This window comes from Janthinobacterium sp. 17J80-10 (assembly GCF_004114795.1).
Lineage (GTDB): Bacteria > Pseudomonadota > Gammaproteobacteria > Burkholderiales > Burkholderiaceae_D > Paucimonas.
The window spans coordinates 2,761,725-2,779,318 of record NZ_CP035311.1 but is presented as its reverse complement, the minus strand read 5'-3'; the positions used below and the strand labels follow the sequence as shown (position 1 = coordinate 2,779,318).

General features: G+C 56.5%; 10 protein-coding genes. 5 read left to right on the top strand and 5 right to left on the bottom strand.

Annotated features, from left to right (window positions below; translation table 11 throughout):
- Positions 1-41: 41 nt before the first annotated feature.
- Entirely contained in the window at positions 42-635 is a 594-nt protein-coding gene (locus EKL02_RS12410; RefSeq protein ID WP_128902344.1) for a DUF938 domain-containing protein, read from the top strand.
- A 151-nt stretch (positions 636-786) separates the two neighbouring features.
- Here EKL02_RS12410 and EKL02_RS12405 read toward each other — a convergent pair whose 3' ends face one another.
- The 5 genes from EKL02_RS12405 to EKL02_RS12385 form a co-directional block, all read right to left on the bottom strand.
- Entirely contained in the window at positions 787-1,050 is a 264-nt protein-coding gene (locus EKL02_RS12405) for a PAAR domain-containing protein (protein ID WP_128902343.1), read from the bottom strand.
- A 2-nt stretch (positions 1,051-1,052) separates the two neighbouring features.
- Entirely contained in the window at positions 1,053-2,093 is a 1,041-nt protein-coding gene (locus EKL02_RS12400; protein ID WP_128902342.1) for a T6SS immunity protein Tli4 family protein, read from the bottom strand.
- Positions 2,090-3,757 (bottom strand): hypothetical protein, encoded by a 1,668-nt coding sequence (locus EKL02_RS12395; RefSeq protein ID WP_128902341.1) that lies wholly within the window; start codon positions 3,755-3,757, stop codon positions 2,090-2,092. The genes EKL02_RS12400 and EKL02_RS12395 overlap by 4 nt, the downstream gene beginning before the upstream one ends.
- A 2-nt stretch (positions 3,758-3,759) precedes the next feature.
- Positions 3,760-6,504, bottom strand: coding sequence for a type VI secretion system tip protein VgrG (locus EKL02_RS12390; protein ID WP_128902340.1), 2,745 nt, complete (start codon positions 6,502-6,504; stop codon positions 3,760-3,762).
- Positions 6,505-6,847: 343 nt separating this feature from the next.
- On the bottom strand, positions 6,848-9,877 hold the full coding sequence (locus tag EKL02_RS12385) for an EAL domain-containing protein (protein ID WP_164932017.1): 3,030 nt from the start codon (positions 9,875-9,877) through the stop codon (positions 6,848-6,850).
- Positions 9,878-10,137: 260 nt separating this feature from the next.
- Here EKL02_RS12385 and EKL02_RS12380 point away from each other — a divergent pair, with 260 nt between their 5' ends.
- The 4 genes from EKL02_RS12380 to EKL02_RS12365 all read left to right on the top strand — a co-directional run bounded on the left by EKL02_RS12380 (position 10,138) and on the right by EKL02_RS12365 (position 17,429).
- A complete protein-coding gene (locus EKL02_RS12380; protein WP_128902338.1) occupies positions 10,138-12,306 on the top strand; it encodes a VTT domain-containing protein in 2,169 nt (722 codons plus the stop codon).
- Complete coding sequence (locus EKL02_RS12375) at positions 12,303-13,046, top strand: endonuclease/exonuclease/phosphatase family protein (protein ID WP_128902337.1); 744 nt, start codon at positions 12,303-12,305, stop codon at positions 13,044-13,046. The genes EKL02_RS12380 and EKL02_RS12375 overlap by 4 nt, the downstream gene beginning before the upstream one ends.
- Positions 13,047-13,833: 787 nt before the next feature.
- The gene (locus EKL02_RS12370; protein ID WP_241687704.1) at positions 13,834-16,113 is read left to right on the top strand and encodes an AAA family ATPase; all 2,280 of its coding nucleotides are present in this window, start codon (positions 13,834-13,836) and stop codon (positions 16,111-16,113) included.
- Positions 16,110-17,429, top strand: a complete 1,320-nt coding sequence (locus EKL02_RS12365; protein ID WP_128902336.1) for an McrC family protein — start codon at positions 16,110-16,112, stop codon at positions 17,427-17,429. The genes EKL02_RS12370 and EKL02_RS12365 overlap by 4 nt, the downstream gene beginning before the upstream one ends.
- The last annotated feature ends 165 nt before the right edge of the window (positions 17,430-17,594 follow it).

The window sequence follows — 17,594 nt, the reverse complement described above, 5'->3', positions numbered from 1 at the left end:
TAAAATACCACTAACAACACTTCAACCCAGGATGACGCGCGATGTCCAAACAATTCTCCGTCGCTTGCGAACGCAACCAGGAACCCATCCTGCAGGTTTTGCGCGCCACGTTAGCCAACTGTAAAAGCGTTCTGGAAATCGGCAGCGGCACCGGCCAGCATGCGGTGTTTTTCGGTGCGCACTTGCCGCATCTGCTATGGCAGACTAGCGATCTGCCGAACAATCATCCGAGCATCCTTGCCTGGCAGCAGGACGCTCACTGCACCAATGTGCTGCCGCCGATCGCCCTTGATGTCGGCACGGGCGCGTGGCCGCAAGGGCCGTTTGACGCCGTGTTTAGCGCAAATACCTGCCACATCATGGCATGGGATGCTGTGGTGAGCATGTTCGCCGGGGTTGCGCGTGTATTGCGTACCGAGGGTGTGCTGTGTATCTATGGGCCATTCAATTATCACGGTGCGTTCACCAGCGCCAGCAATGCCCAGTTCGATGCGTATCTGAAGTCGCAGGCAACGCATATGGGCATTCGCGATTTTGAGGCGGTGGATCGGCTTGCCAATACTCACGGCATGACGCTGGAGGCCGATCATGCGATGCCGGCGAATAACCGCCTGTTGGTGTGGCGGCGGGGCTAGACTAATGAAGCAAGGCTGCTGCATCGGTCAATCCGTGAGCGGCTTTGCATTGGGTAACCCGAGCTTTAGCTTGGTGGATTTGTAAGGCGTCGATATTTTTAAAGTAAAACCTAATCGGTACGCCGGCCTGGAATCTCCATGCTGAGGTAAGTCAGTCCTTGCCGGAAGTCGGGATAGTTGAGATCAGGGAGGCGCCGCAGGACGTTTTGTGGCCATGGAAGGCAACCGGGATGCCTTCGATCATTACGGTCGGATCGCCTTCCGCAACGACGCAGCCAGAATGGCCCTTTTTGGGGCAGGTGCAGGCATCGCCGACACGCGCAACCGGAATGCCGTTGACCGTTTTTGTCGGTGCGCCGGCAATCACCTGGCCGCCATGGCTGGTAGGGTCCCCGATGCGAATGACGCCTTTCATGATCAGATCGCCCCTGGGCGCAAACGGATTGTGCTGGTAACCGCATCCCACAGCAGCAAGGCTTCGGCCTCAGTTATGTTGCCCGGTTCGCTCTCACTGCCAGCATCTTTTCCGATGATGGTCATCATGACAGTAATGTTTGGCTCAGCAAGGGAGTGCGGTTTGCCAGGAATTTCAAGTTCGAACGAATATTTATAGGTGCCATCATCATCGGGATAGCGCATAAGCCACTCCTGGGCTTCGCTGCCGTCAATGGTTCGGCGGGCTTTTCTGAGGGTTTTAACTAAAGAAACTAGCTCGCCCCACCGTTTCAGAATGCTACTTTCTCGGTCAAGGATGCCTGGCCAAACTTTATCGCGGTTGACATTGGACGTGAAACTAAAATAGAGCCCTGGAAGCTTTGGTAGGGTGAATCCACGCGAATAGTATTCGCCATTTTTATGGCTGGCGGTAATGATCCCGCCATTCATGCAGAAACCCGGGCCGGTTGGAATCGCGTCATCCGCCAGCGGCTTCAAATACGGAATTAGCTCCTGCAGGTTGCGTGAGAATGTGTCCAAGTCAGACTTATCCGATCCATTGGCCGTTACCTTGAAAAGCACGTTCTCCTTTTTGACGAGCCCGAGCATATTGAATCCGATGCCCGCTTCATTTGCATAGGAAGCGAGTAACTTGCCACTATCCGAGAAGGACTCGGCATGCGTCAGCTTGGACGCGCCATTTCTGATGTACTGGGAAGCCAAGTCCTTTTCCAAACCGGTGATATATGCCTGAAAATGCTGCAGACCACCTGCTTGCAGCTCAACCGAAACTTTGCCAAAACCATATTCATAAGAGCCGTTTCCTTCTCGCGTACTCTCCTGCGGGACATCGACTAAAAACCGGCCATAACATTGGGTTTTCATGTTTTGAATATAGGGTTCCATGTTCTTTTTTTCTTCAGCGTTTGCAGGAAAAGCAATCGGGTTGATATGGAAATAAACCAACAACGCGACGATGAATAAGCCAGCCGCAACAAATCTTTTTTTTGATACTTTCATCATGCAGGCACCTTCACCGTCATCGCAATTTTTAGAATGGAATGTAATGTCGCTCTCTGAAAATGCGCATCCCGATATGCGCCCTCATGGTCGATCTTTTTCAGCGCATAGGACTTCCGACTGTTTGGATTAGGCGCCGAACCCGAACACGACGGGACAGTGCCATCGCCAGGGGCATCCTTGTCAGAGAGTTCAGAATCCCAACGATTTCTACCGTTGACCAAAGTGAGGAGGCCATTGCCATCGTCTCGCACAATTCGCAATTGGTTGAGCGTGTCTTTTGTTAGCACCCCTCGTATTTGGGTACTATACATCTCTGCTGACGGGGAAATGTCTTTATTGCTGGCGCACTCCCATCTCACTTTTTCCCAGGTCTTATGGCTGTCGTCACTGCCATACAGCGAAAAGGTGATTGGATGATATTTAGGCTTTTGTCCTTCCGGAGCCAGCTGCAGATGAAAGTCTTGGGCAAGCTTCACATTATCTGCATAGGCTTTCCATCCCGTGTGTCCTCTTATATCCGCCGGATTGATCAAGTCCTCGCGCATCATCGACCACCATTTACCCCGCGTCAGGTAAATCGCATCGTATGGATTTTCTTGTTTTCCGTCATTCCCTACCCCCGGCAACGCATGGAGCGATTTAAAAGCTTTACCGGCGCCCATGCCTAACTGAAGCCATCCTTGCCCATATATGTGGTTTGGCAATAATTGCAATGCGCCTGGAGAATTGGCAAAGACCGCGCTAACCTCTGCTGCATTCACGCCCAGAACCAACTGCGCAGCATCTTCACTGCCAGCACGACAACGCTTATATGCTACGCCAGCACCATTGGCCGGCATGACACCATGGACGATCCCTGCGATTTTGTCTTGCATCCCCTTCAGTTCCGAGCAGGCACGCGCCACCAAGCCGCCCATGGAGTGCGTGACGAGAATCACTTTCTCACACTTTCTGTAGGGGCCATTGTTTCTTTTGATGACAAGATTGATTCTGTTTTTTAGCGTCTCCGCTGCATCCAGATTGGACCGCAACCAGTTATAACCACAGGCATAAACAGGAAAACTGATCCTGGCGGCGTGGTCCATCTCGGACTTCAGCGCTTTAATAAATTCACCCGAAGTTAGTCCCCATTCTTTTGTGTAGTCCTTATCTACTAACGGTCTTTGCGTATCGGTCACACCACGAGCCGTGTTGAGCGCGTCAGAAAGCCATACCAGGAACTCTTCGTAGCTGGCCGCGCCCACCTCTCCCCAGAAGCGATTGTTGCGGATGTCGTCCTCTCCGCCAATGGAGCCTACCTTTTCGGGCACATGACCACCCGAATAAACTTGGGTATTGGCGGGGTCAAGTAATCTCTGGCGATCAATCGGATTACGCTTTGCCCACTCAAGCCCCATTTTTTTAGTGCCGTTGAAAAGCCATATGGGGGTGCCAGCTTTATACCCCTTTATTTTCTCGATTAGGGCGAGGTTAGATCCCATGATTCCCGGCACAAAAATAATGGGAAGGACATACGACGGACTCACGGGAATATGTACTGCGCCCGTTAGATTTTTACTGGTCAGCGACCACTGTACAATCTCGTTTCCCGAACCGTCATCCTTCACCTCTGCAAGGCGCATCAACGGAGTTTGTTCATCTTTGAACGGAATGCGATCACCCATGATTACCCCAATATCTTGATCTGGATTTGTTCATTGAGAAGACTTTGCTGTTGCTCGATTTGCCCTTGCGCATTGGTGACACCCCGAAGAATGGATCCGTCCGCCCGTGTGATTTGGTAATTAAGGTTGGCGACAGGTTCGTTCAAGGTATTGACCAGCACGAACCGATCGTTGAACTCAAGCGCCCCTTCCGAAAACTTCTGCATTTCACGCGAGGCGCTGGACGGCCCCGACCAGGCATGCTGGCTAGCCTTGACCGTAAACGTGCCCGGACAACCGAGCTCGATGTTGCCGCCTTCAATCTTGATATAGCCGCCCCCGCACACCAGCATAATCCGCTTGTCCGCGGCAATCGTGATCTCGCCGCTGCTGGCGCTCACGTGGACATCCTTTTGCGCGGCTAGCTTGATACTGTCCCGATGTGCCTGGATCGCGACATCGTCACGGTGGGCGATCAACTTGACGCCCTTGTTATGCGCAAAGAGCGATATCCCCTTGCCAGCGTTGACGTTGAAGTTTTCACCTGCGGTCAACTGGACATTTTGCTGCGCCACCAGGTCATGATGCTTGCCGCTGTAAGTCACTGTGGAGTACGGCGTCGCAAATGCAAAACCGCCAGAGCCGTACATGGCGATCAGCGGATCACCGCCCACGCCGCCTTGCGGATCGGTATTGCTGCCTTGCTCGGCCTTTTCCAGGCTCTTATTGATCTTGTCGTGCGATTCAGCCTCAAACGGCAAGGCATGGTGTTCTGCTGCATATTTGCCCAATTGCTCCAGCAAGCCATGCGAGCTTTCCAGCGCCGTCAGCATGACCTGACGCTCCAGTTGCGTGCCTTGTGCTTGCTTCATGGCCTGAGTCGACAGCAGCATCAGCTTGGCAGAGCGCAGGGCGAGCGCGCCATCCGTGCGCAATTCCGCGCCTTCGCCCCTTGGTTCGCCCTCGCCATCGATGCGTGGGTGCGTCAGAAAGCCAAGGTTCAGTTGCGTATGCTCATGCTCAGAAGCGAGCTGGGCACTGATCTGCTCGGGCGTATCGTCCAGACGCAACTGGTTGTAGCGGCGGCCGCGCACCTCTTTACTCTTGATGCCGGAGACATACCGGTTCTCCGGTAATTTGCCAGCGTGTGTAAAGTTGGGTGGGGGCGCTTTGCCGTTATAAACCTGGCCAATGATGATGGGCTTATCGGGATCCCCGCCCAAGAAGCCCACCAGTACCTCGTCACCGACCCGGGGCAGGGTGAAGCTGCCCCATTGATTGCTGGCCCATGTACTGGCCACGCGGACCCATGCCGAGTCCCGCTCGGATTTGCTGGCGCCGGCACCTTGGGCGTGCGTATGGTCGGATGGGCGCGCGCCGGGAAAATTTATCTTGACGCGACCCTGCTCGTCGCAATGCACCTCTTCACCTTCAGGTCCCACCACAATGGCACTCTGGATTTGTGGCCGCGGCAAATCGGCGGCTGGATCGAATGCCGGGATAATGGGTATGCCGCGGCGGACACAGGAAAATCGGTTGGTGTATCGCGCACCCCGCTCGGAACTGGCCTTGCCCAGTGCATTGGCGAAGCCTTGCGATTGTCCTGATTCATAAGAAAACAGGCGCTGCGCATGGTCCGCCATGTCTTTCGGCAGGTTGTTATCGGCATCCACCTCAAGGCTGGTGATGACGAACTCACGCTCATGCGGCGCATGGCTATCAATGTCCGGATGACCGTCTAATCCGATCCATTGACCAACGCACAGGTCCCGAACGCTGCCTTCGCCTTGAAAACACTTGGATTCCAGCTCATGGCGGAGCATGCGCAATTCGCCCAGGCGTTCATAATCTTCGCTATTTTCAGCAATGTGGGGAACGTCGAGCACATAGTCGTCCAGGCTCGCCGCCATCTGGTCGCCGGTGCTGCCCTGCTGCATCCGGGTCGGCGAGGCGGTCTCCATCAACCCGGCATTGGCATAATCCCAGCTTTGGCGGGTCACCTGACCAGGACGCAGGGAGCGGACGGCATTCCAGCTGGTGACCGTGTCACGCTGTTCCGTGCTGCTGTCCTGATGGTAGCGCACCATGCCGGCGCCATTTTGCTGGTAGGCCTCGGTATTGTCCGCCAAGACGAGCGTATGCGATGGAAAGTCGCTGGACCCCGGTTCTCCCGATTTGCCGGGCCGGATAAACCATGCAATACCCTGGCGTTTCCACAGCCGGCGCAGAAACGCGCTGTCCGATTCATTGTGCTGCATCGTGAATTCCCGAGCAGGGTACGTGCCGGAAAGACAGTTCCAGTCGATATCAAAGGCCCGGGCCAGGATCGGGTTGTTTTGCTTCCACTCGTCCAAAATGACTTTGGAAATATCCAGTTCATTCAGGTTGCGAAACACACGGGTATTGACGCGCTGTTCCATCAAGGCCAGGGCATCCCGCATGATCAGTTGATACGAAGCCAGCCCGCCATCATGGTGACCGGCAGATGCCTGGCTGATCAAGCCGCACACCGACCGCAAGGCGCCGCGGTCCGTGACGAACTGAATTTCAACCGGGATGGCGATAAAGTCCTTGAGGGGCAGGTCGCCGCGAGAAGATACGCACAATAGTCGGTACTCCAGGCCGCCATTGATGCTTTCTGTGCCGGACACGTGCTTGATGAGGAGCCGATCCTCCAAGACGCCATCTGATTGCGACAAGCGTAATCGAATGGCGCGTTTAGCTTCGGTCAATCCCAGGTTCACCGGCATGATGTCTTTAAGATCCATGGCATCCTTAACTAAACAATCGTTTATTTGCGTCAGAAACCCTTGGCAACAAAGCTTATAATCTGAAAATATTATCTATTTTGCAACATCGCATGCTACATCAAAGTTGTGCGTTCGACAATTGAATTGTGGGCGGCAAGTTACAGAACAAAGTAAGGCTTGCTATTTCATGGGGGCAAGTCTGGCGCTTCAATGACAATTTATTTTTGTCAGAAGCGAAAGGGGCGTTATCGCGCTACTTTAAATGGCGCGCAAATGCTTTGTGTGCCACCTAAAAGGCGTGAAATGGTGGGATTTTCCATTCATTCAGGTGAGGGCAGGCTGCATTCCAAACCTTGCGGTCTTATTCAATATTTGTTTTTGATAGAGAGGAGATTCCTGCGCTTTTTGCCAAAAATGCCGCCAGTTCCCTGGCGGGCACCGGCGGGCTGACAAGAAATCCCTGGATTTCATCGCAGCGGCCACCCCGCAGATATTCCAGTTGTTCTTTGGTTTCCACGCCCTCGGCAATAACGATGATGTCCAGGCCATGGGCCAAGGCAATGGTGGCATGCGCGATTGCGGCACTCTTGTGGTCAGTCATGATATTGCGCACGAAGCATTGATCGATTTTCAGCTTGTCGAACGAAAAGCGGCTCAGGTAAGCCAACGACGAATACCCGGTGCCAAAGTCGTCCAGCGAGACTTTTACGCCCATCTGCCGCAGTTCGGCAATCTGCCGCATTGCCATCTCGGTTTCATGCATCAGCACGCTTTCCGTCAGTTCGATTTCGAGGCAGTGCGGCGCCAGGTCGCTCTGCTGCAAGGCATCGCGGATAATGTCGGGCAGGGTGCCGGCGGTAATCTGGTGCATAGACACGTTGACTGCCACCGCCAGCGGCGGCAGGCCGGCATCTTGCCATGCCTTGTTCTGGCTGCAGGCGGTACGGATTGCCCATTCGCCGATTGCGACGATCAATCCCGTGTCTTCGGCCATGGGGATGAAGTCCGCCGGTGAAATCATCCCCAGTTCCGCGGTATTCCATCGAATTAATGCCTCTGCGCCGCAGATGCGGCTGTCTTTCAGGCAGACCTGGGGCTGGTAATGCAGTGACAGTTCGTTCCGCGCCAATGCGCTGCGCAATTGATGTTCCAGCGATACCAGGTGCAATGCCCGCGCATTCATCTCGGCAGTAAAGAAGCGGAAGCCATTGCGGCCTGCCTGCTTGACATGCGACAGTGCCGCATCGGCATTTCTGAGCAAGTCGCCCGGTTTGATGGCGTCATCGGGATAAATCGCGATGCCGATGCTGGCGGTCACGGTCAATGCATGACTGGATATAACGCAGGGCGCAGCCACGGTGTCGAGCAGGCGCATTGCGCGGGTGATGATGTCATCGGTGTTTTCAAAGTGCGTCAGTACCAGTACGAATTCATCGCTGCCCATCCGCGCCAGTGTGTCGCCGGCCTGCACGTTGGCAAGCAGTCTCCTGGCCATTTCCTGCAGCAATGCGTCGCCGGCGTCATGGCCGATGCTATCGTTGATGCGTTGCAGGCGATCGATGTTCAGCAAGAGCAGCGCGACTTGATGATGATTCACCTGCGCTGCATCGATGGCCTGCTGCAAGCGGTCTTTCAACAAAGACCGGTTCGGCAAGCGCGTCAAAGGATCGTGATTGATCAGGAATTCAAGCTGCTCGTTGGCTTCCTTGATTTCACTTAAGTCAGTAAATACGCCCACATAACCGGTGGCGCGGTTCTGGGCATCCCGGATTGCACTGACAATGAGCCATTCCGGATAGATTTCGCCATTCTTGCGCCTGTTCCAGATCTCGCCGCGCCACTGGCCAGTTTTCTGCAAACTATCCCATAGCGCCCTGTGAAAGGCGGCGTCGTGGCGGTCGGAGTGCAGCATGCGGGGATTGTTACCCAGTACTTCAGCTTCACGGTAGCCCGTAATCCGTTCGAATGCGGCATTGACGGCGACGATGTTGTTCTCCGCATCGGTGATGATGATGCCGTCCCGGGTATGTTCGAATACCCGCGCTGCCAGGTGCAGCTTTTCGTCGGATCGCCGGCGTTCCGTCACTTCCTGCAAGGTCCCTGCCAGCGCCGTCACGTTTCCGCCGGCATCGCGAATCTCGGTCCCATAGGCATGAAAGTGGCGTAGCGGCCCCAGGGCTGGATCGCTGCGCAGTTCCCCTGACCATGCCCTGCCATCCTGCACGGATCGCTCGATGGCCTGGCGATCTTCCGGATGGAAGAACATGAGAAACTTCGCCAGTGTCGGCGAGACATTGACGGCATCAATGCCGAGCAGCCGGTACATTTCAAGCGACCACTGTACTGCCATGGTCTTCAATTCCATCCGCCAGCTGCCGATGTAGGCCAGCTGCTGGGCATGCGCCAGCGCCGATTCTCGTTCACGCAGGGCCCGGTGCAGGGCGGCACGCTTGTTTACCTCATGCAAAGTGAGATAAGTCAGCATGGCGATCACCAGAACAAAGGCGAGGGACGCCACGACATGGCTTTGCGCGAAGCTGCGCCAGGCGGCCAAAGCTTCATTTTCGCCGATGCCGACTGCCACGACCAGCGGCCGGCCCGTTACCCGGCGATAGAAATACATGCGCTCCACCGCATCGATACTGCTTTTCGATTGATAGCTCCCGGCATTCGCGCTGGGCAGCATTTGAATGAATTTTGGCAGCGGATTGAGCTTTTCTCCGTACACCCCCTCCATCAATGGCACGCGCAACATCAACGTGCCATCGATGCCCAGCAGGGTGACGACACCATCTTTACCGATCTTGATCGACTCATAAAAGCGTTCGAGATATTTCGGTTCGAATGCCGCAACGACAACGCCGCCAAAACTGCCATCCGGACGGCTGATGCGCGTGCTGATTGCAATGAACCAGACGCCGAGCTTGCTGAGAATCGGCCGGTCGATATAGAGGCCATGCGCAGGATTATCGCGGTGCAGCCGGAAATATTCTCGATCTGACAGGTTGTAACGGCCAGGCAGCTGCTGGCTATCGTGGATCATGTTGCCTTCGGAATCGAGTACCCAGATTGCCCGGACAAAGGGCAGATTACGGATATTGCCCTCCATAATCTCCTGCACCATGCGCTTCCGGTCGGGGCTTTGCGCCGGCAGCAGCTGCAGCGACTTGGTAATGGCTTGCAGCGCGAGTTCCACGGCATTGATGCTGCCCGAAGTTTGCTCTTCGAGCACCTGAACCAGCTTTTGTGCGGTATTGCCTCTTTCCGTCAATACATTCCAGCGTGACTGCGTCAGGGAAAAGACCAGGTTCGCCAGGATGGCAAGGATAATCAGTGCCGAAAAAAAAGCAATCAACCGGCGTAAATGTTGCTCGTCATTTTTACGCGGCATGCTAACGGGATTGTCCATACTGGCGCGATGCATATTTTCAGCGGCTTGAAAGGAATTTCTTAGACTTCTTAGTTTGTAATTGATGCATTGAATCGGGTCGCGCAGATGGCTTATTTCAAGAAAACATTGATTAGCAGGCTGATTGACCGAACGCAACCCGACCGGCGCAGCGTCGGCACCGGCCGAACTTTCCATTCAGCCAGTCATCGAAACTGAAAAAGCGCATCCAAAAGCACAACAAATCCAACCGCCGGGACGGCATGACGCATCCATCGCATCTCACAGAAAACTCGTTAGTGTATCGCGGCTTGCTGCAAGCCGGACACAATTGCTGGCGCATCGAACGGGCGCAACGTTTCTCCTTGCTGGTGGATGCGGCCAGCTATTTCAGTGCGGTACGCGCCGCCATCCGGGCGGCACGGCACAGCATTTTCATCCTCAGCTGGGATATCGACAGCCGTACCTGCCTGGTGCCGGGCGGCGCCAACGACGGCTATCCAGAACCACTCGGCGACTTCCTGCACGCCGTGGTGTCTTCCCGTCCCCATCTGCATGCCTATGTGCTCAACTGGGATTTCGCCATGCTGTATGCGCTGGAGCGCGAGTGGCTGCCGCTGTACAAGATGGATTGGCGCACGCACCGGCGCCTGTCGTTCCGGATGGATGGCAAGCACCCGATCGGCGCATCGCATCATCAAAAAGTCGTGGTGATCGACGACGCCGTCGCCTTCGTCGGCGGACTTGACCTGACGCGCTGCCGCTGGGACACGCCGCAGCACGACTGCAACGACCCCTTGCGCTGCGATACCAACAGCAAGCCTTACCCGCCGTTCCACGACGTGCAATCCATCGTCGACGGCGACGTCGCGCGCGCGCTGGGCGAGCTGTGCCGCGCACGCTGGCAGCGCGCGACCGGCCATGCGGCGGCAGCATACCGTAAGCCGGACCGCGTGCCATGGCCGGACGATGTCGCGCCCGATCTGACCGATATCGACGTGGCGATCGCGCGCACCGAGCCGGCTTTCGACGGCAGCCCCGGCGTGCATGAAATCCGCCAACTGCACCTGGACGCCATCGCCGCCGCCAAGCGCCACCTGTTTTTTGAAAACCAGTATTTCACCTCCGGCCTGATCGGCGGCGCGCTGTCGGCGCGGCTGGAACAGGAACCGGCGCCGGAGGTGATGGTGATCTCGCCGCAAACCCAGAGCGGCTGGCTGGAGCACGCCACCATGGGCGTCTTGCGCGCCCGCGTGCACCAGCGCCTGAAGCAGGCCGACCGCAACCGGCGTTATCGCATGTATTGCCCATGGCTGGCCGGGCAGGGCGAGAATTGCCTGAATGTGCACAGCAAGGTATTCGCGGTCGACGACGATGTGTTTTCGGTCGGTTCGGCCAATCTCTCCAGCCGCTCCATGGCCTACGATACGGAGTGCAACCTGGTGCTGGAAGCGCGCGGCAACCCGGCCGAGCAAACCCGTATCCGCCGCGCAATCGCCGGCTTGCGTAATCGCTTGCTGGCCGAGCATTGCGGCAGTTCGCCGCAACAGGTGGAAGCGGAAATCGACCTGAGCGGCAGCTTGCATGCCGTGGCCGAAAAACTCGGCAGCGAGCGGCGCCGGCTGCAGCAACTGGATCCGATAGTTGCGCCCGAGCTGGATGCCCTGATTCCCGAGCAGGCGCCGTTCGATCCGGAACGCCCGATCAATCCGGACGCATTGGTGGAGCAACTGGTGCCGGAAGAATTGCGGCAGCCGGCGCCGCGCCGCTTCATCGGGCTCGGTGTGCTGGCGCTGACACTCGCCCTGCTGGCGGTCGCATGGCGCTGGACGCCGTTGCGCGAATGGATCAACCTGGCGTCGCTGATTGCGCTCGCGCGCGGGCTGGAAGACTTGCCTTTTTCGCCGCTCGTGGTGGTGGCGGCCTACGCGGTGGCCGGCTTCCTGGTGCCCATCACGGTGTTGATCGCCGCTACCGGCATCGTGTTCGGGCCGGTCATGGGCGCACTGTACGCCATCATCGGCTCGACCCTGAGCGCGGCCATGACTTACGGGCTGGGCGAATGGATGGGGCGCGATACGGTGCGCCGGCTGGTGGGGCCGCGCATCAACCGGCTTTCCAGGCGGATCGCCAAACACGGCGTGCTCGCCATGATGGTGGTGCGCATGCTGCCGATCGCGCCGTTTACGGTGGTGAATGTCGTCGCCGGCGCTTCGCATATCCGGCTGCGCGACTTCCTGCTCGGCACCTTGCTCGGCATGTCGCCCGGCATCATCCTGACCGTGACTTTCGCCCACAACCTCGCCGAGGCGATCCGCAATCCGAGTCCCGGCACGCTGGCGGTACTGGCGGTGGTGATCACCACGCTGCTGGGCGTGGCGACAGCGCTGCAACGCTGGCTGCCGCGCAAAGAAGATCCTGCGCCGCAATGAAGCTCCCGAACGCCGATCCGCTGACAACGACGGACGCCGTTGCCGACAACAATGCCTGGCCGCTGACCATCGCCACGTACAACATCCACGGCGCGGTCGGCACCGATGGCCACTTCGCGCCGCAACGCATCGTGGAGGTCGTGAAGGAGGTAGGCGCTGACATCGTCGCGCTGCAGGAAGTCCCGCTGGGGGGCGGCGGCTTTCCCGACGTGCTCCAAATGCTGCAAGACGCAACCGGCTTCGAAGCCGTGGAAGGGCCGACCTTCAAGGTCGGGGAGCGCATCTTCGGCAATGCCGTGCTGAGCCGCTATCCGATCCTGGCCAAGCGCTCGCTCGACCTGTCGGTCGGCAAGCATGAGCCGCGCGGCGCGCTGGATGCCGATGTCAGCTGCCATGGCCATCCGCTGCGCGTGGTGGCGACGCACCTCGGCTTGCGGCCGGCCGAACGGCGCTGGCAAATCCAGCGCCTGCTGCAAACCTTCGATACCGATCAGATGCCGGTGATCCTGCTGGGCGACATCAACGAATGGTTCGTGTGGGGCCGGCCGCTGCGCTGGCTGGTGTCGCACTTCGAATCGGTGCCGGCGCCCAAGACTTTCCCGTCGCGCTGGCCGCTGTTCGCGCTGGACCGCATCTGGATCCGGCCGCGCCACCGGCTGGTGCATGTGGATGTGCATGCCACGCCGCTGGCGCGCGTGGCTTCTGACCATTTGCCGTTGATTGCGCATATTAATGGGTGACTGGCATTTGAAGATTCATACTCCGAGTGGCAAAAAAATTTCTGGAGCAGGGCAAAGATGCCAATACGGACTTCTCTTTGCAAACTCGCTGAAATTGCATGAATTCTTTTCTAAATCCGTCGGGTACACACGCTTATTGTGACTAATGCGTTAACATTGTCTTTTGGCATTTTTATGTCACGAACTTACGCGCCGAAGCGGCAAGCGCTTCCAAATCATTGTCACAGCGTCGACTTAAGGGCTAATCAAACTGGATGATCCGGAAATTGTATCGAAACGGTATGCAACATACTTGCCGTTTTAGGCATAGTTCATTTAATCGCTAACGACAGTCCTTATGGAAAATGCATTTATATTAATATTTTTTGGTATGTAAGTATTGCACTCCTTAATTACATCATCGGAAACATTTCTTATCACTAGCATGACGATTTCAATAGCAGCATTTCACGCGCTCTGGGACAGTTTCCTGCAGCGCTGGCCCCTGGAATCCCTGCCGCAGATGGCCCTGCAGGAATACACCAAGGCAGGTGACACGGATTGTTTCACCTACGGCTGGCTTGAACAGCGAACCGAACAACTTGGCTCCATCTGGGGCGGTTCTGCATTCAAGTTTGGCATCTATTCCCGCAAGGACCAGAGCGACAAGTCTGGGGGTGGCGGCCGTTGCTATTCCACCGACTATGGCTGGTACGCCAAATACGGCGATACCATCGAAGTGGCGTTTGCGCGGGTGCGCGACATCATTTGCGAAGTCGCCCGCGCTGCCAGTGCCGGCGATCTTGACATGGTACAAAAGGCCGATCTTGGCGCGGCGATCAAATGGAAAATCGCCTTTTTGTATCAAGACCGCACGGCACCTTCCGTGCTGCCGATCTTTAGCGCCGACCATCTCGTGGCTTGGCTGGAAACCCGTTCAAGGCGCAATGTCGCCGCACTGCACGCGGCTGCCATGGCGAAGCGCGGTGACGCCGACGTTTTCAGCTTTGGCGCGCAAATCTGGGAGAAGGCCGCGGCGCGCCTCGCAGCAATGACCCTCAATCCGGACGATGCGCTGGCATTTTTCCAGGAAAACCCGGAGCGCTTCCAACCGATCAAGGAGCCCACCAAGTATATTGCCGGCTTCACGACCACCGAAGGCCGTAGCCTCGCGCTTGCGCGCGATGCCAAGGGCGTGAAGCTCTGGCTGGAGCCCGGTGCATGGCTGGATACCGTCAAGGGCCAACTGAAAGACATCGAGGAATATCCCGCCGAGCGCTCGCGCAACAGCAATCTCGGCGCCAACGCGCCGCAGCTCGCGCAAGGCAATCCGGCCATTTATCTGGCCGTACCGACAAGGGCTGCGCTGCTCGCCTTGTGCAACGCCTACGACAATTCCGATCTGGAAGATAACGACACGATGCCACCTGACTTCTCTAATTTGACGCCCGCCAAAGTGCCATTGAACCAGATCCTGTATGGCCCGCCCGGTACCGGCAAGACTTATGCGACGATCACTGAGACGCTCTCCATCCTTGATCCTGAACTACTGCAAGAAAAGCCAGACGATCGTGCGGCGCATAAGTTGCGCTTCGATGCTTTGGCGCGCTCAGGGCAAATCCGCTTTGTCACTTTTCATCAGAGCTTTAGTTATGAAGATTTTGTCGAGGGTTTAAGATCTGATACTGGCGACAATGGCACTCTTCGTTACGACGTCGTTGATGGTGTATTCAAGTCGCTATGCGAATCGGCTTCTGCCAAAGTGGAACGCCAGATCGAAGTCCCGATCGATCTGGCTGGTCGGCGCATCTGGAAAATGTCTCTTGGCAATAGCAAAGGCTGGGATTCCTATATTTACGACGAATGTATTGAAAACGGTTTTGCCTTGCTGGGCTGGGGTGGCGAAATAAATTTCCAAGGCTGCCAGAATCGTAGTGAGATCTATCAGCGCTTTATCGATGCGGGTGAAAACGTCGATTCCGCAGACTATGCTGTTTCTGCTGTTGCCACCTTTTTATTGAAGGTGAAAAAAGGGGATTTGATCGTCGTAACCGATGGCCTATATAAATTCCGGGCGGTCGGCGAAGTTACTGGTAATTATCGGGTGCAAAACAGGGCGGAGCAGGACGATGGCTACGGTCAATGCAGAGATGTTCGATGGTTGCGTGTTTATAACCCGTCATTACCCTTCGAACAGTTGATGAACAATCAGTTCAGCCAAATGACTTTGTATGAATTGAAAGCTGGATCGATTGATAAAGAAAAGCTCGCTGCACTGTTGTCTCTTGCCCGTGAAGGCGTCAACAATATTTTGTCGCTAAACCAAGACGGGCAAGCCGTGGGTGGGGATCGCGCCATGGTGCGGCAGCCGCCAGAAAGTGCCGGAATTTATCAGTCCGCGCACAACGGCTGGGTTTTGATTATCGATGAAATCAACCGCGGCAATATCTCCCGCATTTTTGGCGAGCTGATTACGCTGATTGAACCTTCCAAGCGGGCAGGTGCGGATGAAGCGCTGAGCGTGACCCTGCCTTACTCCAAGAAGCCCTTCAGCGTGCCGTCGAACGTCTACCTGATCGGCACGATGAATACCGCCGACCGCTCGCTGGCGGGACTGGATATCGCCTTGCGCCGGCGCTTCACCTTCAAGGAAATGCCACCGCAGCCAGCCTTGCTGGACGCCGTCACAATTGAAGGCGTCAATATCGGGCAATTGTTGCGTAAGATGAATGAGCGCATCGAAGTCTTGCTGGACCGCGATCATTGCCTGGGGCACGCCTATTTCATGCCGCTCAAGGAACAGGAAAAGCCGACGCTGGCCGAGCTTGGAGACATTTTCCGGCAACAGATCCTGCCTCTGCTGCAAGAGTATTTCTTTGAAGATTGGGAGCGCATCGCCTGGGTCTTGAACAATCGCGGCAAGCATCCGGCGCCGGCCTTCGTGGAAAAAGCCTCAACCAACCTGGCCAGCCTGTTTGGCGCTGCCGTGGCGGAGACCCTGGAAAACGCCGACCGGCGCTGGCGCATCAATGGTGCGGCGTTCGACGATATCGAAAGCTATCGGCGCATCCTCGGAGAGGCCGCATGAAAACCGTGGTCGTGCGCGAATATGCACGACTGACGACGGATAACGTTGCGTCCACCCTCGATCAGGCGACGATCACGCCGTCTGCGTTCGACTGGCTATGCAATCTGGCCGCCGGTTTTGGCAAGGGCGGTGCAACGCTGCTGCAAATCGAAAGCCGCCGCTGGCTGCGCTTGGACAACCACGTGGGCGTGGTGGAAACGCCCTGCGGCACGTTGCTGGAAATTTTGCCCAAGCATACCGAGCAGGCAGAGGAGGAAACCGCGGCCAGGTCGCGCGCCTTGCTGATCAGGATGCTGGAGGCCGCCCTAGACCTGCCGGTGCGTAACGCCGACCGGGCCGATATCGCAACATTCCACCATCCCTTGCTGGAATGGGTGATGCGGCAGTTCGTGCTAGCGCTGGATCACCAGGTGAAGCGCGGCTTGCGCTTCGATTATCGGCGCATGGAAGAGGAACAGCGTTTCCTGCGCGGGCAACTTGATGTGGTCAAGCAAATGCGCCAGCCGCCGGGACGCGCGCATATCTTTCACATCCGCCATGATCTGTTCCTCCCGGATCGCCCGGAAAATCGCCTGCTGAAGTCTGCGCTCATGCGTGTTTGCAGCAGCACCCGGCAGCCGGATACCTGGCGTCTAGCCCATGAACTGGCCGGATTGCTGGCGGAAATACCCGAGTGCAAGGATACCCAGGCCGACTTTCGCCAGTGGCGTCATGATCGGTTGATGGCGCATTACCAGCCGGTGCGACCGTGGTGCGAACTCGTGCTCGGCCAGCATATGCCGCTGACGGTGCGCGGTGCTACCCATGGCATCAGCTTGCTGTTTCCGATGGAGAAACTGTTCGAGCGTTATGTTGAGGCGGGATTGCGCCGGCAGCTGCCGCCACCCTATAGCCTCAAGGCCCAGGCCAGGAGTGCATTCCTGTGTGAGCACGAGGGCAAAGGCATGTTCCAGTTGCGGCCGGATTTTCTGGTGCAGTGGGGATGCGAGAATTTCTTACTGATGGATGCGAAATGGAAGCTGATTTCCATAGCCGACAGGGAAAACAAATATGGTTTGAGCCAGCAGGATTTTTATCAGTTATTCGCGTACGGACACAAATACCTGAATGGGACAGGGAACATGCTGCTGATTTATCCTCAGACAGCCGAATTACCTGAGCCGCTAGGGCCGTTTGTATTCTCGGATGTAGATAAGCTACTGTTGTGGGTTGTGCCATTTGATCTGGCTAACGGGCGACTGGAATGGCCCTTGGAAGCGGGTTTTTCGCAACTATTGACAACCGTTGCAAAGCAAGCCGATAGATTCCATGGCTAGGTAATTTCCATTGCATATTCGGAAGCATAACGGTAAAGTTTGACTTGCTCAGGGTTCGCAACCTCTGACCGCATGAGGCGTTACGCCCCTGCACAGCCGAATCGGATACCCGCCGGCGCCCGACTGACGTGTTATACGTTACCGGGGATTTGCTTGTACAACCAA